Origin of the sequence: Bradyrhizobium sp. USDA 241 (assembly GCF_049739505.1) — a bacterium.
Lineage (GTDB): Bacteria > Pseudomonadota > Alphaproteobacteria > Rhizobiales > Xanthobacteraceae > Bradyrhizobium > Bradyrhizobium liaoningense.
The window spans coordinates 1,054,755-1,076,147 of sequence record NZ_JBMGPZ010000002.1; the positions used below are offsets into that span (position 1 = coordinate 1,054,755).

At 62.8% G+C, this 21,393-nt stretch carries 19 protein-coding genes and 1 pseudogene; 4 read left to right on the forward strand and 16 right to left on the reverse strand.

Going from position 1 to position 21,393, the window contains the following annotated elements; all coding sequences use genetic code 11:
- Position 1 precedes the first annotated feature (1 nt).
- The 4 genes from ABIF91_RS05965 to ABIF91_RS05980 all read right to left on the reverse strand — a co-directional run bounded on the left by ABIF91_RS05965 (position 2) and on the right by ABIF91_RS05980 (position 4,295).
- Positions 2–982 (reverse strand): ABC transporter permease, encoded by a 981-nt coding sequence (locus ABIF91_RS05965; protein WP_028177926.1) that lies wholly within the window; start codon positions 980–982, stop codon positions 2–4.
- Positions 983–1,000: 18 nt separating this feature from the next.
- On the reverse strand, positions 1,001–2,605 hold the full coding sequence (locus tag ABIF91_RS05970) for an ABC transporter substrate-binding protein (RefSeq protein WP_028177927.1): 1,605 nt from the start codon (positions 2,603–2,605) through the stop codon (positions 1,001–1,003).
- 29 nt (positions 2,606–2,634) lie between these two features.
- Positions 2,635–3,372, reverse strand: coding sequence for an SDR family oxidoreductase (locus ABIF91_RS05975; RefSeq protein ID WP_035674850.1), 738 nt, complete (start codon positions 3,370–3,372; stop codon positions 2,635–2,637).
- A 140-nt stretch (positions 3,373–3,512) separates the two neighbouring features.
- Positions 3,513–4,295 (reverse strand): MetQ/NlpA family ABC transporter substrate-binding protein, encoded by a 783-nt coding sequence (locus ABIF91_RS05980; protein WP_028177929.1) that lies wholly within the window; start codon positions 4,293–4,295, stop codon positions 3,513–3,515.
- A 231-nt stretch (positions 4,296–4,526) separates the two neighbouring features.
- On the opposite strand from ABIF91_RS05980, the pseudogene ABIF91_RS05985 reads away from it, so the two are divergent.
- Positions 4,527–6,152: pseudogene (locus ABIF91_RS05985) on the forward strand (peptide ABC transporter substrate-binding protein); the annotation flags it as partial.
- A gap of 329 nt (positions 6,153–6,481) precedes the next feature.
- Here the strand turns inward: ABIF91_RS05985 and ABIF91_RS05990 are convergent.
- The 8 genes from ABIF91_RS05990 to ABIF91_RS06025 form a co-directional block, all read right to left on the reverse strand.
- Entirely contained in the window at positions 6,482–7,546 is a 1,065-nt protein-coding gene (locus tag ABIF91_RS05990) for an IS630-like element ISRj1 family transposase (RefSeq protein ID WP_424578785.1), read from the reverse strand.
- A 92-nt stretch (positions 7,547–7,638) separates the two neighbouring features.
- Positions 7,639–7,800, reverse strand: a complete 162-nt coding sequence (locus ABIF91_RS05995) for a DUF2934 domain-containing protein (protein WP_080659892.1) — start codon at positions 7,798–7,800, stop codon at positions 7,639–7,641.
- A gap of 354 nt (positions 7,801–8,154) precedes the next feature.
- Positions 8,155–8,901 (reverse strand): SDR family NAD(P)-dependent oxidoreductase, encoded by a 747-nt coding sequence (locus tag ABIF91_RS06000; RefSeq protein WP_028177930.1) that lies wholly within the window; start codon positions 8,899–8,901, stop codon positions 8,155–8,157.
- 53 nt (positions 8,902–8,954) lie between these two features.
- Positions 8,955–9,917: a carbohydrate kinase family protein gene (locus tag ABIF91_RS06005; RefSeq protein ID WP_028177931.1), complete on the reverse strand. Its 963-nt coding sequence runs from the start codon at positions 9,915–9,917 to the stop codon at positions 8,955–8,957.
- Positions 9,918–9,949: 32 nt separating this feature from the next.
- On the reverse strand, positions 9,950–10,642 hold the full coding sequence (locus tag ABIF91_RS06010; RefSeq protein WP_028177932.1) for an L-fuculose-phosphate aldolase: 693 nt from the start codon (positions 10,640–10,642) through the stop codon (positions 9,950–9,952).
- Positions 10,643–10,662: 20 nt separating this feature from the next.
- Entirely contained in the window at positions 10,663–11,322 is a 660-nt protein-coding gene (locus ABIF91_RS06015; RefSeq protein WP_347335865.1) for a hypothetical protein, read from the reverse strand.
- Between the two features lie 126 nt (positions 11,323–11,448).
- Positions 11,449–12,018: a peroxidase-related enzyme gene (locus ABIF91_RS06020; RefSeq protein WP_028177934.1), complete on the reverse strand. Its 570-nt coding sequence runs from the start codon at positions 12,016–12,018 to the stop codon at positions 11,449–11,451.
- A 14-nt stretch (positions 12,019–12,032) separates the two neighbouring features.
- Positions 12,033–12,350, reverse strand: coding sequence for a molybdopterin dinucleotide binding domain-containing protein (locus ABIF91_RS06025; RefSeq protein WP_424579085.1), 318 nt, complete (start codon positions 12,348–12,350; stop codon positions 12,033–12,035).
- Positions 12,351–12,376: 26 nt separating this feature from the next.
- Between ABIF91_RS06025 and ABIF91_RS06030 the strand changes: the two genes are divergently transcribed.
- From ABIF91_RS06030 to ABIF91_RS06040, 3 genes are all read left to right on the forward strand, one after another.
- Complete coding sequence (locus ABIF91_RS06030) at positions 12,377–13,744, forward strand: ABC transporter permease subunit (RefSeq protein WP_424578804.1); 1,368 nt, start codon at positions 12,377–12,379, stop codon at positions 13,742–13,744.
- A 40-nt stretch (positions 13,745–13,784) separates the two neighbouring features.
- A complete protein-coding gene (locus ABIF91_RS06035) occupies positions 13,785–14,870 on the forward strand; it encodes an extracellular solute-binding protein (RefSeq protein ID WP_244430157.1) in 1,086 nt (361 codons plus the stop codon).
- 113 nt (positions 14,871–14,983) lie between these two features.
- Positions 14,984–15,799: an IclR family transcriptional regulator gene (locus ABIF91_RS06040; RefSeq protein ID WP_028177941.1), complete on the forward strand. Its 816-nt coding sequence runs from the start codon at positions 14,984–14,986 to the stop codon at positions 15,797–15,799.
- 105 nt (positions 15,800–15,904) lie between these two features.
- Here ABIF91_RS06040 and ABIF91_RS06045 read toward each other — a convergent pair whose 3' ends face one another.
- The 4 genes from ABIF91_RS06045 to ABIF91_RS06060 form a co-directional block, all read right to left on the reverse strand.
- On the reverse strand, positions 15,905–18,415 hold the full coding sequence (locus ABIF91_RS06045; RefSeq protein WP_050995262.1) for a two-component system VirA-like sensor kinase: 2,511 nt from the start codon (positions 18,413–18,415) through the stop codon (positions 15,905–15,907).
- Positions 18,412–19,353 carry a cytochrome-c peroxidase gene (locus ABIF91_RS06050; protein ID WP_028177943.1) on the reverse strand — a complete coding sequence of 314 codons (942 nt, stop codon included), beginning with the start codon at positions 19,351–19,353 and terminating at the stop codon, positions 18,412–18,414. The genes ABIF91_RS06045 and ABIF91_RS06050 overlap by 4 nt, the downstream gene beginning before the upstream one ends.
- Complete coding sequence (locus ABIF91_RS06055) at positions 19,350–20,051, reverse strand: DUF1127 domain-containing protein (protein ID WP_244430155.1); 702 nt, start codon at positions 20,049–20,051, stop codon at positions 19,350–19,352. Before ABIF91_RS06055 ends, ABIF91_RS06050 begins: the two co-directional genes overlap by 4 nt.
- A 169-nt stretch (positions 20,052–20,220) precedes the next feature.
- Entirely contained in the window at positions 20,221–20,985 is a 765-nt protein-coding gene (locus ABIF91_RS06060) for a response regulator (protein WP_050995261.1), read from the reverse strand.
- Positions 20,986–21,393 lie beyond the last annotated feature (408 nt).

Here is a 21,393-nt window from a genome sequence, read left to right on the forward strand (position 1 = left end):
GTCATGCGGCCACCTCGATGCGGGGATCGATCCAGGCCGAAACCAGATCGGTGACGAGATTGGTGATCACCACCAGCAGCGACGAACAGAACAGGATGCCGAGCAGGAGATTGACGTCGCGGGCGAAGATCGCATCGAACGTCAGCCGGCCGAGGCCGGGCCAGCCGAACACGGTCTCGACCACGACGGAGCCGCCAAGGATGCCGCCGGCGTTGACACCGAGCATGGTGATCATCGGCAGCAACGCGTTGCCGACGACATGCTTCGTGTAGGCCTGCCGCCGGCTCATGCCCTTGGCGTAGGCAGTACGAACGAAATCGAGCGACGCTACGTTCAGCACGGAGGCGCGCATCAGGCGGATGAACACGGCCATGTAGAATACCGTGAGCGTCAGCACCGGCATCACGGCGTGGCGGGCGACGTCGAGGACGCCGGCAAGGCCGGAAACCGGCACGCCGATCGTGCGCATGCCACTCGACGGCAGCCAGCCGAGCTTGACCGTGAACAGGAGAATGAGAAGCAGACCAAGCCAGAACAGCGGCGTGGCGTAGCCGATCAGCGCCAGGAGCGAGATGACGACGTCGGACAGCGAGTTGTGCCGGACAGCCGCGAGCGTGCCGAGGCCGATCCCGAGCAGGAACGCAGTTCCAAGCGAGGCAATCATCAGGATCGCGGTTGCCGCCAGCTTGTCGGCAATCAGGGTGGCGACCGGCATGTTGTCCTTGAAGGAGTAGCCGAGATCGAGACGCAGCAGGTTGAGGGCGTAGCGCTGGAACTGCACCCACAGCGGCTGGTCGAGACCGAACCGCTCGCGCAGCAGTGCGACATAGCCGGCATCGCCGCCGCCGCCCTGCCCGGCCATCACCTCGGCGAGATCGCCTGGCGCGAGGTGAACCACCGCGAAATTCACGCAGACGATGCCCACGACGATGATGCAGGCCTGTGCGAGCCGACGGAGCAAAAATATGGCGTAGCGGGACAATGGCGTCTTGCGTCCTTGCTAGCGGGCGAAATAGGCCTCGGCGAAACTGCCGTGAGCGCCGAGCGGATCGACCTCGATATTCATGACCGTCTTGCTCTTGATCGTGATGTAACGCGCGTCGGCGATCGGAAACAACGGAAGGTCCGTCATGACGATCTTCTGGAAATCGCGGAACAGACCGGCGCGCTTGGTCGGATCGACCTCGGTCTGGGCGTCTTCCAGCGCCTTGTCGGCCTCCGCGCTGTTGTAGCCGCTCCCGTTGGAGAAGGCGACACCGGGCACGATGTTCTTGGACCAGTAGAAGCGCTGGATCCCCACGGTCGGGTCGGTCAGCCCGAAGGCGCCTGTCGAGGTGGTGTCGAAATCATAGTCCTTGTAGACGCGGCGGTAATAGGTCGGGAAGTCCTGGTTCCTGATGTCGACGGCGATGCCGAGTTGCGCCATCTGCTGCTTGAAATAGTCGCCCGTGCGCGAGAAGTGGTCGCCAGCCGGCAGAGGATCATGGGTGATCTTGAAGCGCAGCCCGTCGCTCTGACGCTTCATGCCGGCCTCGTCGAGCAGCGCATTGGCCTTGGCGATGCTGAACTCATATTGAGGGACATCGGCCGTATAAAACTTTGCGTTCTCGTAGGAGATCGGCCCCGTGGCCGCCTTGGCGAAGTCGAAATAGATGCTCTTGCGAACGAAGTTGCGATCGATCGCGTGGTACATCGCCCGGCGCACGCGAACGTCCTGGAAATAGGGACGCCGCAAATTGAGCTCCATGAAGGCCTGGAACGCCAGCGCCTCGCTGCCTTGCACCGGGATTTCGAGCGTCGGCAGGGCCGCAAGCCGGTGCGCATCGGCCAGCGGCACCGGGATCGCGCCGGCAACGTCGAGCTCGCCCGCCTCCAGCGCGACCGCACGAGACGCCGCGTCCGGTATGATCACCATCACTACACCGTCGAGATAAGGCTTCGGCGCATCCCAATAGTCCGGATTTCGCTCGAAGATGATGTACTGACCACGCTGCCACTCCTTGAACTTGAAGGGACCGGTGCCGGTCGGCTTCAAATTGGCGGGATTGGTGAGGATGTCGGTGCCCTCGTAGAGATGCCGCGGCAGGATCTGGGATTCCACGGAGGCGAGAGAGTTCATGACATAGGGAGAGGGGCGCTCGAACTTGAAGATCGCCGTCAGCGCGTCCGGCACCTCGACGTCGGCCAGATAGCGGTAGGTCGAGCGTCCGCGCGGATGCAGCTCCTTCCAGACTTTCAGCGCCGAGAACTGGACGTCGGACGCCGTGAACGGCTTGCCATCGTGCCACTTCACACCGGGCCTGAGCTTGAACGTGATCGACTTGCCGTCGGCGGAGATATCCCAGGACAGTGCGAGCTGCGGCTTCGGATTGAGGTCGAAATCGTAGCGCGCGAGCCCGTCGAACAGCTTGCCGGAGATTTCGTAGATCTGTCCGGTCGAGTTGAAGGCGCCGGTTAGCATCACCGGTTCGGCGATCCACATCCTGAGCAGGCCGCCTTTCTTCGGGGTGGCGGCGTACGCGCGAGATACGACGGCGGGCATCGCGACGCCCGCAAGTCCTGCCGCAGCAAAACCGGCGACCACATTCCGTCTGGTGAACGACATCAGCAAAACCTTCTCGCGTTGAAATTTCGTCATTCGGAGTAGACAAATCCGCCTGATGCCTGACGGGTCGGATAGGCATCGATGCGGCTGATGTTGACATGCGGCGGGGCCGACAAAGCGAACATGATCATGTCGGCCATGTCCGCCGGCTGCAGCGGCTCCTTACCGTCGAGAAACTTTTCCTTGGCGAGTTTGGCGTCGCCGCTCGACACCGCGAAGGCCTCGGTCGCCACCCGGCCCGGTACGATCTCGGTCCAGCGAATGCGCGACCCGTTGGTGTCGAGCCGCATCACGTCGAGGAATTGCGACACCGCCGCCTTGGTCGCGGAGTACATCGCCGAGCCGAGCATCGGATAATGGCCCGCCATCGAGCTGACGATGACGACGTGCCCTTTGTTGCGGCTCATCATGCCCGGCAGAACGCAGCGCGTCAGGTGCGCCACGGCACGGAAATTCAGGTCGATCAGCTGGTCGATCTTCTCGAAGGGGTAATCGTAAAGCCGGGCATTGTGCGAGGCGCCGGCATTGTTGACGAGGATATCGACATCGAGGTCACCGATCGCCTTGCGGCAGGATTCGGCGTCGGTGATATCGAGTGCATGCGCGATGCAGCCCGTGCGTTCGCTCAGTTCCTTCAGCCGCTCGGTGCGCCGGGCGATGGCGTGCACCTCAAATCCAGCGGCGGCGAGCCTTTCGACTGTCGCGGCCCCGATGCCGCTCGATGCTCCCGTCACCACAGCCGTTCGATACGATCCCTGACCCGGCACAAATCTCTCCCAAATGGCCCGTTCCGGAATGAAATGATCGCATCATGGCATTGGAATTTTTTTGCCTTTTTGACCGGAGAGCGAATGAACTGACCGAAGTTTCATCTCAGTGGGACGGATTTCGCGCCGTTTGCGCCCCCCTACCAGCTCGGCAGCACGGCGCCCTTGAACTTGGTCAGCACGAACTCCTTGACCTCGGGCGTGTGGTAGCTGTCCACGAGGATCTTGACCCAGGGCTTGTCCTTGTCGGCGGTGCGGACGGCGATCAGGTTGACGTAGGGACCCTTGGGATCCTCGCGCAGGATCGGATCCTTGACCGGATCGAGGCCGGCCTGGGTTGCGTAATTGGTGTTGATCGCGGCGGCGTCGACGTCGTCGAGCGCGCGCGGCGCCTGCGCCGCGTCCACCTCGATGAACTTCAGCTTCCTGGGATTCTCGGTGATGTCGAGCACCGTCGGCTTGAAGCCGACACCTTCCTTCAGCTTGATCACGCCCTTGTCGCGCAGCAGCAGCAGCACGCGGCCGCCATTGGTCGGATCGTTCGGGATCGAGACCTTGCCGCCCTCGGGGAGGTCGGCGAAGGCTTTATGCTTCTTCGAATAGACGCCGATCGGGAAATTCACGGTCAGGCCGACGGCCTCGATCTTGTAGCCGCGGTCGGCCTTCTGGTTGTCCAGGTAAGGCTGGTTCTGAAACGAATTGGCCTGGATGTCGCCGGAATCGAGCGCCGCGTTTGGCACCACGTAGTCGGAGAATTCGAGGAGCTGAATATCGAGTCCGCGCTTGGCGGCGATCGGCTTCACGGCCTCGAGGATCTGCGCATGCGGCCCCGGCGTCACCCCGATCTTGATGGTCTCGGCCCCGGCTGCGGAGGACAATGCGGCGAGCACGGCCGAGAGGATCAGAGGCAGGCGAAACGACATCTTGGTCTCCGTAGGTCTGCGACAAATATGGAACCGTATTCGCTTCCCCGCTGCGCGAAATCGATCGCGGCGACCTTCTGGATGGAGATCCGCGGTTTGATCGCCGAGGTGAAGCAAGGCAGGCTGTCGCGACGCTCGTTCCGACGTGGCGATGGCAGACGCCACGCTTGCCTACTGATGGGTTGCCGGAAACGGTTTGTGCAGGTGGAGGTCGTCCGATGAACGAGAATCAAGCCGACCAAGGCCGGCGGCGGCGGCACGCTCAAGATCCTGCTCTGGCAGGCGCCCACCCTGCTCAATCCGCATTTCGCGATCGGCACCAAGGACCAGATCGCCACGCGCATCTTCTTCGAGCCGCTCGCCGGCTGGGACAAGGACGGCAATCTCATTCCCTGCCTGGCCGCCGAGGTGCCGACCAAGGCGAACGGCGGCCTTGCCGCGGACGGCATGAGCGTGATCTGGACGCTGAAGCGGGGCGTCAACTGGCACGACGGCAAGCCCTTCACCGCCGACGACGTCGTCTTCACCTGGCAGTACGCCGCGGACCTCGCGACCGCGGCTTACACCACGGGCTCCTACAAGGACATCAAGGTCGAGAAGATCGACGACTACGCCGTCAAGGTGCTCTTCAAGGCGCCGACGCCGTTCTGGGCCGACCCGTTCGTCGGCGGCTCGGTCGGCCAGATCCTGCCAAAGCATCATTTCGGCGACTATGTCGGTGCCAAGTCGCGCGAGGCTCCGGGCAATCTCAAGCCGGTCGGCACCGGTCCGTACAAATTCGTCGAGTTCAAGCCGGGCGACATGATCCGCGCCGAGCGCAATCCCGACTATCACGTCAAGAACCAGCCGCATTTCGATACGCTCGAGGTCAAGGGTGGCGGCGACGCGGTGTCTGCGGCGCGCGCGGTGCTGCAGTCCGGCGAATACGACTTTGCCTGGAACATGCAGGTGGAGGAGGAGGTCCTCAAGCGCATGGAGGCGGGCGGCAAAGGCAAGCTCGACATCACGCCTTCCGGCAATGTCGAATTCATCATCCTCAACACGACGGACCCCTGGACCGAGGTCGACGGTGAGCGTTCGAGCGTCAAGACCAAGCACCCGACGCTGTCCGATCCCGCCGTTCGTCGGGCGATCAATCTCCTGATCGACCGCGATTCGATTCAGAAATTCATCTACGGGCGCGGCGCCGTCGCGACCGCGAGCTTCGTCAACGCGCCCAGGCAGTTCAAGTCCCCCAAGCTGAAATACGAGTTCGACATCGACAAGGCCAACAAGATCCTCGACGAGGCCGGCTGGACCAGGGGCGCGGACGGCATCCGCGAGAAGGACGGCAAGAAGCTCAAATACGTCTTCCAGACCTCGACCAACGCCCCGCGCCAGAAGACCCAGGCCATCATCAAGCAGGCCTGCCAGAAAGCCGGCATCGAGATCGAGATCAAGGCCGTCACCGCATCGGTGTTCTTCTCCTCCGACGTCGGCAACCCCGACACCTACTCGAAATTCTATGCCGACATGGAGATGTACAACACGACGCAGCCGCAGCCCGATCCGGAGCGCTTGCTGAACCAGTGCGTCTCCTGGGAGATCGCCACCAAGGACAACAAGTGGCTCGGCCGCAACAACTCGCGCTATTCCGATCCCGAAGCCGACAAGGCCTACAAGGCCGCGCAGAAAGAGCTCGACCCGGTCAAGCGCGCCGCGCTGCTGATGAAGGTCGACGAGATCTTCTGCGGGGCCAATGTGTTCCTGCCACTGCTCTCGCGCCACATCGTCAACGCGAGCGTCAACAGCCTCATGACCGACATCTCGGGCTGGGACACCATCACGTGGAATCTGGCGGCGTGGTATCGGAGCTGAGGGGGGAGTTCGCCGAAATCTCTCGGGTCCCGGACAAGCTGCAACGCAGATCGCGCGTCGCGAACGCGCTTATCGCGGTGCAGCGCCGGGATCCGGAAGGCGACATGGACCGAATCCCTTCCATTGTGTGCTCCAGATCACAGCAGAAGCACGCGCCTTTCCCTACAAAGACCAGGCATGGCCGCAAACAAGGTAACGGCGGTACGCACGAGCTGCGGAGACGATCGACAGCTACGGACTTTCGAAAGCCGCCAGGGCGAGGAACCCGGCGGCTTTTTCTGTCTTGCGAGGGATTACGGGCGACCGACCTGTTAGACTAGTACCCGGAATCAGAGCTGAGTGATACGGCGGCCTTTGAAACGGCGTTGACGGACCTTTTTCTTGGTCCAGACGAAGGGCTCGGCTCTGTCGTTGTATGCGTTGACGTAGGCATCGATGTGTTCCTGAAGCTGCTTGAGGCTCGTGAAGGAGGTGCCGCTGAGCGACTGCCCCTGCAAGATGGAAAACCATACTTCGACCTGATTGAGCCATGACGCACTTGTCGGCGTGAAATGAAATTGCACGTTGGGGTGGGCCTTGAGCCAGTCCTCGTTCTTTTTATGGGTGTTGAGGTTGTCGAGGATGACGTGAAGCTTGCGGTTCGGAAAAGCCGCGGTGACGCTGTTCATGAAATCGAGAAACTCGACGCGGCGCCGGCGTTTTGAATGGGTCGCGATGATCTTTCCGGTGGCGACTTCGAGCGCCGCAAACAATGTTGTGGTGCCATGCCGCTTGTAATCGTGGCTTTGGCCGATCAAGGCGCGGCCATTGGGCAACTTCAGATAACCCTGCGCTCGCTCCAAAGCCTGGATCGAGGGCTTCTCGTCCACGCACAGCACAATGGCCTTCGCCGGCGGCGCGACATAGAGGCCGACAACATCGGCGGCTTTGGCCGTAAAGTTCGGGTCGTTGCTCTCGCACCAGGACTTGCGAGCCACCAGGTCAATCTTGTGGCTGCGCAGGAACCGCCAGACATATTGGACATCGACATCGCCCAGCGCCTCGGCCAGCAGGGGGCCGGTCCAGCGCGCAAACCCTTGCGGTGGCGGCTTATCCAGCAGCTTCAGAATCCGCTTGTCGGTCGTCTTCGTATAGATCGGCTGCTTGCCAGGCCGCGGCTTGTCTTGCAGCCCTTCAAGGCCATGGTCGGCATAGCGATGCCGCCAAAGGCTGACAATCCGCGGCTGGACCCCAACTTCCTTGGCGATCGACCGGGTGCTGCGCCCATCCGCCGCCAACAGAACTATCCGCGCCCGCTTCAAATCGCGCTGCAACGTCACCGGTGAGCGACAGCACGCCTCAAGCACCTTGCGATCTTTCCTCGAAAGGTGGACTTCTCTTGCTTCGGGTATCATCCCGACCTTGAATCACGACTCACGTTCCAAGAAAAGTGGGTACTAGTGCGCAGACCATCCCAGTCTCTGGCAGAATGGGCAGGTCTTGTCGGTCACAGCGTATCCGGCGTCCGCAACGTGTTCGACTTGTCCTCGTTGCGCAGTTCCTGCTCGGCGGCGTGCCAAAACTCTTCCTCGCGGCCTTCGGGCCTGCCGGCTTGCTCCCACAGGCGATGCGCGCGTTCTCTGATCTCTTGCTCGGTCGGCTCGGACAATTGCACCTCCTGCTTTGGAAGCACGGCCCCACCCTTGGGGGTACGGGGGGTTGGAGGCGGGGCCGTGCAGGCCAGCCATCGGCGGCGACGCTGGCCCGCGGAGTCAAGCTTCGACCATGTGCAAGAGTTCCTGCGCCCGTCTCCCGGGAGCCGATGTCCTTCTCGCCTGTCTCATGCCGCGAAAGTCATCAGCACCACACCGGCCCTGTCGAGGGAGCCAGAAACTCGCTGCGAGACGAACCCGTCAGGGCCGTTCTTCCGCACGAAGCCTTGGGGCTTACGGGGAGCTTCGGATCCGAACCGACACGCTGGAACCAGCCCAGTAGCGAGTTCTTTCGGCGCACAATCCGGCTGCTAACTGTAGAAGATGCCTCCGTCCACGTTGAGGGCCTGGCCGGTCACGAACGCGGAATCATCTGACGCAAAGAACGCCACGGGACCGACGACATCCTCCGGCTGCCCGAGCCGGTGCAGGTCCGTGATCTTCTCGAAATAGGCGACCCGCTCGGGATCGCGGAGATTGTTCATCCCCATCTCAGTCACGATGATGCCTGGACATACGGCATTGACGGTGATGCCGTGACCTCCGAACTCCATGGACGAGACGCGCGTGAAGCCGACCACGGCCGACTTCGATGCAGCGTAGTGGGACTGTCCCGGACCGCCCGTTCGGGCGGCGAGCGAGGCGATGTTGACGATCCGTCCGTACTTGCGCTCCTTCATATGGGGCACCACGGCCTGGGTCATCTGGAACACGCCGCGCGTGTTGACGGCGAACGTCTGGTCCCAAGTCTCGGTCGTCAGCTCGTCGATGGTCGCCAGCCTGAGAATCCCCGCATTGTTGACGAGGACATCGATGTGCCCAAGTCCCTGGACGGCTTCAGCCACGGTCCGCCTGCAATCGCCGACATCGCTCACATCGCCCAGCACCGGGATGCATCGGCCGCCAAGCTCCCTGACCTCTGCAACGGTCTCGAGAAGGACCTTCTCCTGGGCTGCGATGTCGGTCAGCGCGAGATCGTAGCCGCGCCTTGCAAGGCCGATGGCTATCGCGCGGCCAATTCCGCGGCTTGCTCCCGTCACGATCGCATGTCGGGCCATGTTGCGTTCTCCCCTGTTGTTCGGATGAATGGTTTTTTGCCGGTGTGAATGGATCAGGCGCGAGCAGGCTTGCGGACCGGGAGGGTGTTCATGGCCTTCACGGTCTCGTCGAACGACACGAGATTGGCGCCCGAACCCAGCCCCGTCGCGACGATCGCGGCCGTCGCGGTCGCGAGCTTGGCGCAGTTGAGCAGGTCCCAGTCGCGAACCAGACCCGCGATGAAGCCGCCCGTGTAGGAATCGCCACATCCCGAGGTATCGCGGACCGCCACCTCGAACGCCGGCACCGTGAACTGACGTCCGTCGCGTGTCATCACGAACGAACCATCGGCACCGAGAGAAATGGCGCAGGCCCCCGCGCCCTTGTCGATGAAGAACCGCGCACACGCGGCCGGATCGTCGGTTCCGACCATGGCATTGGTCTCATCGATGCTCGGCATGAAGAAGTCGACATAAGGCAGCAGCGGCTCGACCAGCGCCAGCGTTTCACCCCGCGCCTGGATGAGATCGAGCGTCGTCGTACAACCGGCCGCCTTCGCGTCGCGCAGCAATGCAACGGAAGGCGCTCCATCCATCGCGAGCAGGGAGCCAACCCCGCCGAGATGCAGAATCTTGCTGCGGCAGGCGGCCGCTTGCACTTCGGGTGCGATCCGCCAGCGGGCGGAGGCGCCCCTCGCGTGCATGACCGGACGCGAGCCGTCAGGCCGGATCGGCAGGATGGTGGCCGAGGTCGGACTGCCGGCCATCCGCTCCATGAGAGAGATGTCGATGCCTTCACGCTCCAGCGCGTTCAGCATCCAGTCTGCCTTCTCGTCGGAGCCGACGGCGCCAACCGCGAGCGCCTTCAGACCGAGACGCGCGCAAGGGACGACCGTTCCGCCGGCGGTGCCTGCGACCGCCAGCCGAATCTCTTCGATCAGCAAGCGGCCGCCGCCGGGCGGAATCTCGGTCACCGGGACCCCCAGAATATCCAGAATATAAGTACCGCAGACGCTGACGTCGTGAGTGTGAGCCATGATTTCTCGCAGGACAGTGGTTTGATCGTGATCTAGCTCAACGGCTGGGGGGCTTTGGGCTTGCCTTCGCTATCGCGCAGGCCGTACTGCCCCCATCGCTTCAGGATGCTGTCGATTTCCTCGTCCGGCAGCAGCGGAGGAGAACCAAGCTGAAGACAGCCGTGATACTGCTTGGCGAGCACCTCGACCTCCACCGCGAGCCACATGGCCTTGCGCAGGTTGGGACCGACGGCGATCAGCCCGTGATGCGCGAGCAGGCAGGCGCGGCGATAGCGAAGCGCATTCAGGGCAGCCTGCGACAGCTCCGCCGTGCCGTATTGAGCATAGGGCGCGCAGGGAATGTCGTTTCCGCCGGCAGCGGCGATCATGTAGTGAATCGCGGGGATCGAGCGATTCATGATCGCGATGATCGTGCAGAAGATCGGATGGGCATGAACCACGGCGCCAACCTCCGGCTTCGACTTCAGGATGTCGAGGTGAAAGCGCCATTCCGTCGACGGAACGTTGCCGGCCGACGCGGTCCACGAGCCGTCCCACTTCATGGCCACGATGTCCTCGGGCTTCATGCGGTCGTATGGAAGACCGGACGGCGTGAGCAGGATGCCGTCTTCGGTTCGGACGCTGATGTTTCCGGACGTTCCCTGGTTGATGCCTTGCGCCGCCATCTCGCGGCACGCGTCGATGATGGATTGACGAAGTTCGAGCTCTGTATCGCAGTCGCTCATGCCCTGTTTCCAATTCGCGTTCATGCACTTGCTCCGAGCTGGACCTGCCGGTCGACCAACAGCCAGGTGGCTCGCGCGGTCGCCAGCACCTCCTGCTTCGCATCAAGCAGGGCGCTTTCGGCAAAGAGCTTGCGGCCTTCCCGCCCCGTCGGCCACGCCACCACCACACATCGATCTCCGGGACGCGGCCGGCGATCGATCCGAGCGGCCATGCGTCCGAGCAGGACCGTCTCGTCACCGTTCAATCCCAGGTGACGGGCGCCCACGCTGCAATAGCCGGTCGGGCAATCGAGAGCGGCCCAGACGAATTCGGGCGCGACATGACCGTCCTCGCCGGACAGACTATCGTGAGGCACCCAGGAGGCCGCGAATACGACGGGCTTGCCCGGGACTGCCCCCGCCTGCAGCGGACCTGCGAAGATCCGGAGACCGTCGCCATGGCCACGTGCGGGGCCGCAGACGAAGCATCCCGGAAGGTTGTGGGTCTGCTCGTCGTAGGGCGTTCTGCCGACCGCCTCTTCGGCCGCCGCGTAGCTCACCCGGGGAATGTCCGACACATCAATGCCTGCTGCACGCGCCGTCGCGAGCAGCCCGTCGTTTTCGCGCAACTCGATCGCGCCGTTGGCCTTCGTCAGCACGTCGAGCGGCCGCTCCAGCGGCGGCGGGGCGCGCAACGTCACTTCGGCGTCTCCGGCGACGTGCCTTGCGAGACATCCGCAAACGTAGCCTCCGTTGCCGGAATTGGGCGGGCCCCGGAAGCGTCTGTCGATGACCAACGATACCATCTCAGTTTTCGTCCGCGGCGTTCAGCGTCCCATCGCGAAGAACTCGTCGTTCGGACGCATGCTGGTGACGTTGGCGAGGCGGTTCGACATGCCGAAGAATGCAGCGATGGCCGCAATGTCCCAGGCGTCCTCCTCGGTGAATCCGTGTCCCTTGAGATCGACGATGTCGGAGTCGTCCACCTCATAGGCGCGCGCCGAGACCTTCATCGCGAAATCGAGCATCGCCCTCTGCCGGGCGGTGATATCGGCCTTGCGGTAGTTGACGGCGACCTGGTCCGCGATCAGCGGATTCTTCGCGCGCACGCGCAGGATGGCGCCGTGTGCGACGACGCAATACTGGCATTGATTGGCGCTGCTGGTCGCGACAACGATCATCTCGCGCTCGGCCTTGGTGATCGGCCCGGGCTTGTCCATCAGCGCGTCGTGATAGGCGAAGAACGCCCGGAACTCGTCAGGACGATGCGCGAGTGTCAGGAAGACGTTGGGGACGAAGCCGGACTTCTCCTGAACCGCCTCGATCCGCGAGCGGATATCCTCGGGGAGTGTCGCGATATCGGGGACGGGAAAGCGGCTGATGGCGGGCGCAGACATGTTCCAAGCTCCTGTTAGACTGCCGCGAGCGCGACGAGCGTTTCCTGATAGGCCTCGAACGCATCGCGCCGATCGGCGGCGTACGGCTCGACTCGCACGAGGCAGGTATGGGCCGAGCAGCCCTGGCCGAATTGAGAGGTGCCGATATCGAGCGTGAGCACGTTCGGATTGCCGGCGACCTCGAGGCCGCTATTACCCGTCGGCGTGAACCAGGCACCGGTCGGAAGCACCAGCACGCCCCGACGGACCTTGTCGGTGATTTCTGCCGTCGCAAAGCACTCCCCGCGGCCGTTCCAGATGCGGATCGTCCGGCCATCTTCGATGCCGAGAATAGCCGCGTCGTCAGGATGTCAACAAGATGCTGGTTTCGATCGGCATATTGAGCGAGCCCGTGCAGCTGCTGTTCAATCGCGGCACGGTGCTTCTCGGCATGACCGCGGTGCTTCTGCCGTTGATGGTGCTGACGATCTATTCCAGCGTGGCGCGGCTTGATCAAAGCCTGACGCGCGCGGCGCTGGCCAGCGGTGCCGGACCCATTGCGGCTTTCTGGCGCGTGATGCTGCCACTGACCTTGCCCGGCATGGGCGCCGGCTTCCTGCTCGTCTTCGTCGCCGCGATCGGCTTCTTCATTACGCCAACCCTGCTCGGCGGACCCGGGGACCAGATGTTTGCCATGCATATCACCCAGCAGGCAGACTCGGTCACCTCGGAGGGATTCCTGCAGGCCTTGGGCGTGGTGCTGCTGACGATCACATTGGCGGTGGTCGCGGTGGCCGGACGCTTCCTCGGATTCGAGTTCATCTGGGGCGGCCGCAAGCTGACGGAGGCCACACCGAGGACGACAGACCGCCACGCCGCCGATGTCGGCCGCCGCAGCCTCGGCGCCGCAGCCGCCGATGTGATCGGCTGGCCGCTTCTGAGGCTGTTCGGCCGCCTGCCGGCGAGCTGCGGGACCTGGACCGTTCGCATCATGGGCGGCCTGGTCATTGCCATTCTCATCCTGCCGATCATCGTGGTGATGATCATTTCGTTCAGCAGCGCAAGCTATCTGACCTTCCCGCCGCCGGGCTTCTCACTGCGCTGGTATGAGCAGTTCTTTTCCGATTCGAACTGGATGCGGGCGTTCTGGACATCCCTGGTCGTCGCGGCGATGTCCGCCGGAATCGCGATCGTGCTGGGCGCGTCGGCCGCGCTCGGCATCGTCAGGAGCAGCATTCGCGGCAAATCCGCCATCATGCTGCTTCTCGTAAGTCCGATCATCGTCCCTCCGGTCGTGCTCGGCCTGTCGCTCTACAGCCTGTTCCTGCGTTTCGATCTCGTCGGCTCCGTCTTCGGCCTTGCCGCGGCGCATGCGATCGGCGGCCTTCCCATCGTCGTGGTGATCCTGTCCGCATCGCTTCAAGGCGTCGATACCAGGCTCGAACAGGCGGCTGCCGTCCATGGCGCATCGTCCCTGACCGTGTTCCGCCTGGTGACGCTGCCTGCCATCATGCCGGGCCTGGCTGCGGCGACATTCTTTGCCTTCCTGCACTCGTTCGACGAGCTGGTGCTGACGCTGTTTCTGTCGAGCGCGCAGTTGAAGACGCTTCCGCTCATGCTGTGGGGTGACATCAATTATCGGCTCAACCCGGTGCTGGCCGTGGTCTCGACGCTGGAGGTGCTTCTGGTGGTCGCAGGGCTCGTCCTTGCACGACCCGTTCTCGCCACGTCGCGGAAGGCGACGTGACGCAGATCAATTTCAACTGGAGGAAAGAGAAATGCTGGGAATGAAACGCTTGCAACTATCGGCTTCCGTATTGGCCTCGGCCCTGTTCGTCGCGATGGGGACGGGTCTGGCTCAGGCGCAGAGCAACGTCGTGATCATGCAGGATCCGGGCGGCGGATATGGCGATGCATTGCGCAAGGTGATGTACGACCCGTTCGAGAAGGAGACCGGGATCAAGGTGGTCACCGTCCAGGAGGCCCGTAGCGGCCCGCGCATCAAGGCTCAAGCCGAAGCCGGCAAGGCGCAATGGGACCTGACGTTCATCTTCGACCAGGAGACGAAGCTGCTCGGCGACTGCTGCCTGGCCGACCTTGACTATTCCAAGCTGTCCGACGCGGCGAAACAGACGCTGGCGGCGATGCCGGACAAGCTGAAGCGCAAGAAGGGCGTGGCATTACAGGTGATCGGGGTCGGCCTCGTCTACAACAAGGACAAGTACAAGGGTGAAAATGTACCGACCACCTGGGCCGACTTCTGGGACGTGAAGAAATTCCCCGGCCGGCGCTGCATGCCCGCCTGGCCGCGTTTCGTGTTCGAAGCGGCGCTGATGGCTGACGGCGTGGAGAAGAGCAAGCTCTATCCGATCGACATGGAGCGCGCGCTGAAGAAGGTCAAGGAGATCAAGCCGCACATCGCCAAATGGTGGACGACGGCCGCGCAGCCGCCGCAGCTCCTGCTTGATGGCGAGGCCGACATGTGCATGGCCTACACCGGTTCGATGAGCAAGCTCGCCCTCGAGGGCGCCCCGATCGAGCTGACCTTCAATCAGGGCTTCGTCTACTACGACTTCTTCTCGATCCCCAAGGGAGCGCCGAACTACGACAACGCGCTGAAACTGCTGTCCTGGCGGCTCGAGCCCAAGCGCGCGGCGCAGCTCACCTCGACCTTCCCGGTCGCCCTTCCCTCCCCGATCGTGTTCGAGGCCGCGACCGACAAGAAGCTCGCGCGCTACTGGGCCAACAACCCGGACAACGTCTCGAAAGCGATCGAATGGAGCCCGGATTATTGGGGCGCGACTTCGCCGGCCGGAAATTCCACCAATGAAGAGTACGGGCAGGAGAAGCTCAACGCCTTGCTCGCTCAGTAGGCAGGTTGATCGGCCCCGATCCGAAAGGATCGGGGCTGATTCCACACCTGGGCTATTGCCGTTCGCGTGGCCATGCTAGATCGAGTGAAAGATCATTCTATTTTGGCTGGTGGATGGATAAGGCTTTTACCAAGGGACTGCGTCTCCTGGAAGCACTTGCTCTGAGCGAGCAGCCCCGCGGGGTCACGGACCTCGCGAGCGAGCTGAAGCTCACCAAGAGCAACGTGCATCGGCTGCTGATGACTTTGCAGTCCCAAGGCTATGTGCGCCAGATCCCCCCGCACAGCACCTACGAGCTCACGACCAAGATCTGGGCGCTCGGCAGCCATGTCATCCACCGGATGGACCTCATCAACGTCGCGCGACCGGCAATGACGAAGCTTGCCGAGATCACCGGCGAAACCATTCACTTGTCCGTGCTCGAAGATACCGACGTCGTCTACGTCGACAAGATCGAAAGCGCTCACCATATCCGCGCCCATACGAGCGTGGGCATGCGCGCACCCGCTTTCACCATGGCGACGGGGAAGGCGATGCTCGCACATATGCCTGATGACTACCTGGAACGATTCCGGCCGCATCTGAGGCGCTACACGGAAACGACGCGAACGACGATCGAGGAACTGCGGGAGGACATCGAGCTGGCACGCGCGCAAGGCTACTCCTCCGTGCTGCATGGCGAATGGCGCGAGGGCATCGCGGCCTGCGCTTGCGCGATCCTCGGCCGCTCCGGCGAACTGGTGGGAGCGATCGGCATGTCCGGCCCCGACACCCGCGTCAAGCGCAAGCAGATCAGGGAGTATTCGGTTCACGTCATGGAGGCGGCCCGGACCATCGCCGCCGCCCTCGGCTATTCCAGTAGGCCGCCAGCTTACCCAGCCGTGAGAGGCGATTCTACACCGTCACATCTATTACGACGCTTCCGTTGATCCTGTTTCCTTTTGGAGGGCATCCCAACTCGCACCCTTGCGCGCCGAAAAGCGTCAGGTGATAGGAAAGTCCGCCGGTCCTTCCGTCTCGCCAATTGCTCCGCATCACGATAACGCCGGAAGTGTCGCTGACGCCTCCGATATCAGTCGCCTCGAGACCTCGCGCCTGCCGACGCGGGAGATCTGCGACAGGACAATCGCAATCTCCTCGGCAACAATGGGCCATCGCACGACGTCAGAAATGCCGGCCGCCAACAATGCATCGGCGCCGATTTCGAATACCGCTCTGGTCGCAAGCACGATCGGAACAGACGGAAGCTCGTGATGCAGCACGGTCGCCAGTTCAAGCGATTGCCCGAACGCGCCGACCGGGCCGACGACCACGAGGTCGAACCGATCCGGAACTGCCTTGGACGCCGCACGTGCGGCTTCGGCTGTCGCGAAGCCCACGGCTTCGAAGCCGAGCGCAGCCAGCATTTCCTCGTCGGCGAGCAGGCGGTGACGGTCGCCGGCCACGAGCATCACGACCTTGCCTTGTCCCGTCACATGCGCCGGCGGGCGCGGCTCCGGTAAGACCGCCGCCGTGGCCCGCGGCAACCAGACGTCGAAATGGCTGCCCTCGCCTGGACAACTGCGCACATTGATCCCTCCGCCGTGGTCGAGAACGATCTCCCTCACCGTTGCGAGTCCCAATCCGTTTCCGCTGGACCTCGTCGTGAAGAACGGCTCGAATATCCGGTCCAATGTCGGTCCGTCCATGCCCGCCCCCGTGTCCGAAACCGAAATTCGCACGTACTGGCCAGGCTCGATCTTGTCGTGGCTGAGGCAGATCGGATCGAGCACCTCGTGCAGCTCGATCTCGATCTCAATTCGTCCGGACTCCGGTATCGCGTTCGCCGCGTTGTTGCACAGGTTCATGATGACCTGTTGCAGCTGCACGCTCTCGCCAATGACGATCAATCCGGCCGGATGCTGTCTGACGACCATTTCAATCCGGGGCGGCAGCGCAACGCGCAACAGCGAGACCGTCTCGGCGACGAGCGCACCTATGCTGACGGAATCGCGACGAATGTCGCAGCGGCGACCGAACATGAGGATTTGACTGACGAGATCGCGGGCCCGATCTGCGCTTCGCCGTATCCCCGCGAGATGGCGCACCAGTGCCGGGCTGGAGCGGGCGTGCTCTTCCATCACTTCGGCATACCCGAGGATTCCTCCCAGGATGTTATTGAAGTTGTGAGCGATGCCGCTGGTGAAGGTGCCGATCCTCTCCATGCGGCGCGCCTGCTGCAGGCGCTTCTGCAGGCGATTTCGCTCCTCGTCGACACTTTGCCGCTCGACTGCATGGATGAAGGTGTCCAAAGCCATACGCAGGAGAACGAGTTCGCCAGCGTGAGAAACGCGACACTTGCAACCGACGGCATCGAAGCCGAACGCGACCATGCGGCCTTGACGATCGCTATTGATCGCACATGCCCATCCCCCGAGACCCATGTCCTCCAGGAAGAGCTTGTTGTCGCCCACGGGCATGCGGCGCACGTCGGGCACGTGGACGACTCCTTCCCCGTCGACCATCCGGCAGGCCAGATCGACCGCGGCTTCGGGCCAGCCCGGCGGGAACTCCCTGCCCGGCTGATGCCAGACATACGACCGTGTCGTCGCGCCGGACACGACGACATAGACGCGATCGGATCCTGCGAAAGTTCCAAACGAAGCGATGGCTCGCTGGATCTCCGCTTCGATGCCTTGCGGAGTCGCATTGATGAAATTCATCGATATGTCCGCAATAATGTGTTCCAGCGCCGCGCGTCGATGCAGCGCGTTGGCGCGTGATCTCAACCGGAGACCGAGATAGATCAGGAATGCGATCAGCGCGATCGAGGAGCCGTAGAGCATTGCGCGATAGAAGCGGGCCGAATTTCGCGAGGTGACCTGCCGGTCCAGGATAGTCGCGCGCAAGGCCGCCTGATCCTGCTTGTGTCGCAGCGTCAACATCTTCTTCAGGATGTTGTCGACCGAAGGCAGCAGCCGATGCAACAAACGGCCGTGAGCGAGGAAGGGCTCGATCAGGACCACCTGCCCGGATTCGGCCGCCTGCCCGTCCAGTTCGTCCAGGCGATCCTCGGCTTCTTTGACCGCAGTCGACGACGTGTCCAGCGTCAAGTGGAGGATGGCCGTCCCCGCCGACCTGATGGCGAGGTCCAGATCGCGCTGGTCCGAATTCGCAGCGAAACGCGCGAAGAAGGACAGCGAGTTGTGCAGGACCGCATTCTGGCTCTTGAAATACTCGACCAGTTCCTCCTGTCGGTCCACCGAGGCGGCGAGCCGATTGACCATGTCGGCGGTCTGGTTGTCGACCTCGACGGTTGCGCGCAAGCGGGCGATGGCCTTGTGCAGCCCATCGATCTCGCTGACCAATGGATCATAATTGAGTAACAGGCCTGCGCGGGCGGTGAAGAGGTCACGGTACAGCGCGTCCTCGATCATGCCGAAACGATCGATTTCCATCAGCGCACGATCATATAGTTCCGCCTCCGGATTCACCGCGCGCCATGAGAACCAGGTCAGCAGAACCGACAGCCCGATCACGACCGCCGCCCATCGCACGGCCCTCATGGCGCCGCTCCGGTCACGGGTTTGCCACGGTAGTTGCCCGTCAAGGTTCCGAGGAAGGCTACCAGCGAGGCAACCTGATCATCGTTCAACGTCCGATCGAGCTGCGCAGCCGCCATCCGGCGCACAGCGTCTTCGAGAGTGGCGGCGCTTCCGTCGTGGAAATAGGGTGCGGTCACGGCGATATTGCGCAGGCTCGGCACACGAACCCGGAAAGGCCCGCGTGCAACCAGGGGACGGAAGATGCCCTGACGGGCGATCAGATTGCCCCCGATGTTGACGCCTTGATGGCACGCGCTGCAGCCGAAAGCCTTGAAGGTCATGTAGCCTTCGAGTTCGGCCGGAGAGAGCGCGGATGCATCGCCTGTGAGCCACCGATCGAAGCGGCTGCCCGGCGTGAGCAGGGATCGCTCGAATGTCGAGATGGCATCGAGCAGGCTGTCGCGATCGACGTCGCGGCCGTAGGCAGCACGAAACTGCCTGTTCAGGGCCGCATCGGCCTTCAACTTCAGCACGACGTCGGCAACGGTGCTGCGCATGCCGGTCGGGCTGCTGATCGAATCTTCCGTCTGATCGGAAAAGCTGCGAAAACGGCCTTCCCACGTCAGACGAAAGCTCAGAGCTGCATTGAACACGGTGAGCGTGTCGAGCTGCCCTGAGGCCGGATTCCGGCTCCTGCCTCCACCCGCTCCATTGGTGCGGAGGTCGTGGCAGGATGAGCAGGCAAACTTCCCGTCGGCGGACAGCCGCGTATCGCCAAAAAGGCGCTCGCCCAGAGCGAGTTTTCGGGGATCAGCCGGCGGCGGCGGCGGGATCGGCGTGATCGGCTCGCCATCGGCTTCGGTCGGGGCCGTCGAAGAAGATACCGTCGACGGCCCGAGGCCGGCAAACGCTCCTGCAAGTAACACTGTTGCGCAGACGGCTGCCACAATCGATTTCATCTCAGATCGATTTCACCTTTGACTGCGTTTTCGATATCGAGACGACAAAGCCCCATGTCTCGCAGGAGCCGATCATCGAGCTGACGCAGTTCGGCCACGGAGCGTCGCACGGCCCTGCGCTCGGCGATCGATCTGCCCAGCGCCAGCGCCGCCGCGCCGATCGATGCATACCAGGCTGGGGACGATTGCGCGGGCCGACTGACGAGGGGAACGTCGGACATGAACGGCTGCGCATCCGGCAGCGGCAGTGGCCGATGCGATTCCACGTCCTCGACCGGAAGGCTCACCTGACGCGCGATCAAGCGCAGGTTTCCCCGCGCCCTGTGCGCCCGATCGCTCTTCGCCCGATCGGAAACGGGCTCGAGCTCGACTTCCGCTTCGCGTTCTTCCGGCACAGCATAGTATGGATACATCGCACAAGCGTAGGCGGCACAACCAGCAAGGAACTCGGCAGTCAGAACGGAGCCAACGGTCACCGTAAAATCGACAAACGCCTTGGCCGGGACCATCGCCGATCGTGCGAGGACATTCGTGATGCGCCTCGTCACCTTCGGTTGAAGCGCACCTTCATCGATTGGCGCGGGCCAGGATGAGGGCCTTGTTCCGGGCAGAGATCGTTTGTGGCGAGCAGGTTCGTCAGGTCGTTCCTGTATCGCGCTTCGTGGACCATCGCATGTTGTCTTCTTGACCATCAGCATGATCGTCTCCATGTCGTTTGCATGGAAGACTCTGCTGCCGTCACGTTTCCAGGACATTCCAACGCGGGCCAAAACGACTACACCTGTAATACGAATTCCGGCACATTCGAAGCGGCGAGCCATGTTACCAGCCCGCCGCCGAATGGGCGGCTCCTCACCGCTCCGACCGTCAAAGCCGCTCCACCGATAGCGTGAAGACATAGCCAACGCCGCGTTCGGTCCGGATGACGGACGGCACACTCGGATCTGTTTCCAGCTTGCGGCGCAGCCGGAGCACCTGCACGTCGATGCTCCGGTCGTATACATCCTCGTGCAGACGCGTCGCCTGCAAGAGATGCTCACGGGAGAGCGGCTGTTGCGGCGCATCGAGGAAGGCCATCAGCAGCGCATACTCGCCTTTCGTGAGGCCGACTGGTTCGCCGTGCGAATTTGTCAGCCGACGCAGGCGCCGATCGACCTCCCAGCTGCCAAAGCGCAAGCGGCCTTTCTCGGCATCACGCTGCTGGGCCAGGGACGGGGCGGCCTCTCGTCGTCTGAGAACGGCTTTGATGCGGGCGACGAGTTCCCTCAGGCCGAAGGGCTTCGTCAAATAGTCGTCCGCACCCAACTCAAGGCCGATCACGCGATCGATCTCGTCGCGCCGATGCCCCGTCGTGATGATGACCGGCACATCCGATTGAGCGCGTATCTCGCGCAGCAGATCCAGACCGTCCTCCTGACCAAGGCGAAGATCGAGCACCACGAGGTCCGGTGAACTGCGGAGAAGAAGAGCCGGGACCTCCTCTCGTCGCGAGGCAGAGAGGGTCCGAATGTCATGGTCTTCGAGATAGTTGGTCACCAGATGCCGCATGGTCATGTCGTCCTCGACGACAAGACAGAGTGGCACCCGGCGCTTTGAGGTGTCGCTTGGGGGCAATGGACGATCCGACCGCATCAATTCCGAGGATGGGTGGCTAGCGCGGTCGGTCTTGCAGTCCTTTGGGTGTTCCATGTCGCGGCTCCCCCGAAGATATAGGAAGGCCCCCCGAACCGCAGCACACGTTTTAGAGAGTTGCTGTCACAAAGCATCTGGTGTCTGGCCCCCGCTCGCAGCGAAGCGCCCAACTCGCGACGATTACAATGGTAACAAGGCGGCTCGCACATGAGCATTGGGATCCCAACCGATCACGCCGATATCAAGGCGGCATTGAGCACAGCTCAACGAACGTAACCTTCTTTCGATTGTTAGCCGAACCATATCACTCGCGAAGGAGGAGTCTCGTGCCTGACAAAACGAACAGCCGTCGTGATTTCCTGACAATCGCCGGAGCTGCCGCAGCTGGGACCATCCTGGCGCCGTCGC

Coding starts and splice junctions, on each gene's coding strand:
- ABIF91_RS06020 (WP_028177934.1), bottom strand. CDS start 12,018: ATGTCTGCGCCCGCCATCAGCCGCTTTCCCGTCCCCGATATCGCGACA.
- ABIF91_RS06030 (WP_424578804.1), top strand. CDS start 12,377: ATGCTGGTTTCGATCGGCATATTGAGCGAGCCCGTGCAGCTGCTGTTC.
- ABIF91_RS05990 (WP_424578785.1), bottom strand. CDS start 7,546: ATGATACCCGAAGCAAGAGAAGTCCACCTTTCGAGGAAAGATCGCAAG.
- ABIF91_RS05980 (WP_028177929.1), bottom strand. CDS start 4,295: ATGTCGTTTCGCCTGCCTCTGATCCTCTCGGCCGTGCTCGCCGCATTG.
- ABIF91_RS05970 (WP_028177927.1), bottom strand. CDS start 2,605: ATGTCGTTCACCAGACGGAATGTGGTCGCCGGTTTTGCTGCGGCAGGA.
- ABIF91_RS06035 (WP_244430157.1), top strand. CDS start 13,785: ATGAAACGCTTGCAACTATCGGCTTCCGTATTGGCCTCGGCCCTGTTC.
- ABIF91_RS06040 (WP_028177941.1), top strand. CDS start 14,984: ATGGATAAGGCTTTTACCAAGGGACTGCGTCTCCTGGAAGCACTTGCT.
- ABIF91_RS06005 (WP_028177931.1), bottom strand. CDS start 9,917: ATGGCTCACACTCACGACGTCAGCGTCTGCGGTACTTATATTCTGGAT.
- ABIF91_RS06000 (WP_028177930.1), bottom strand. CDS start 8,901: ATGGCCCGACATGCGATCGTGACGGGAGCAAGCCGCGGAATTGGCCGC.
- ABIF91_RS06050 (WP_028177943.1), bottom strand. CDS start 19,353: ATGAAATCGATTGTGGCAGCCGTCTGCGCAACAGTGTTACTTGCAGGA.
- ABIF91_RS06055 (WP_244430155.1), bottom strand. CDS start 20,051: ATGCTGATGGTCAAGAAGACAACATGCGATGGTCCACGAAGCGCGATA.
- ABIF91_RS06045 (WP_050995262.1), bottom strand. CDS start 18,415: ATGAGGGCCGTGCGATGGGCGGCGGTCGTGATCGGGCTGTCGGTTCTG.
- ABIF91_RS06010 (WP_028177932.1), bottom strand. CDS start 10,642: ATGAGCGACTGCGATACAGAGCTCGAACTTCGTCAATCCATCATCGAC.
- ABIF91_RS06060 (WP_050995261.1), bottom strand. CDS start 20,985: ATGCGGTCGGATCGTCCATTGCCCCCAAGCGACACCTCAAAGCGCCGG.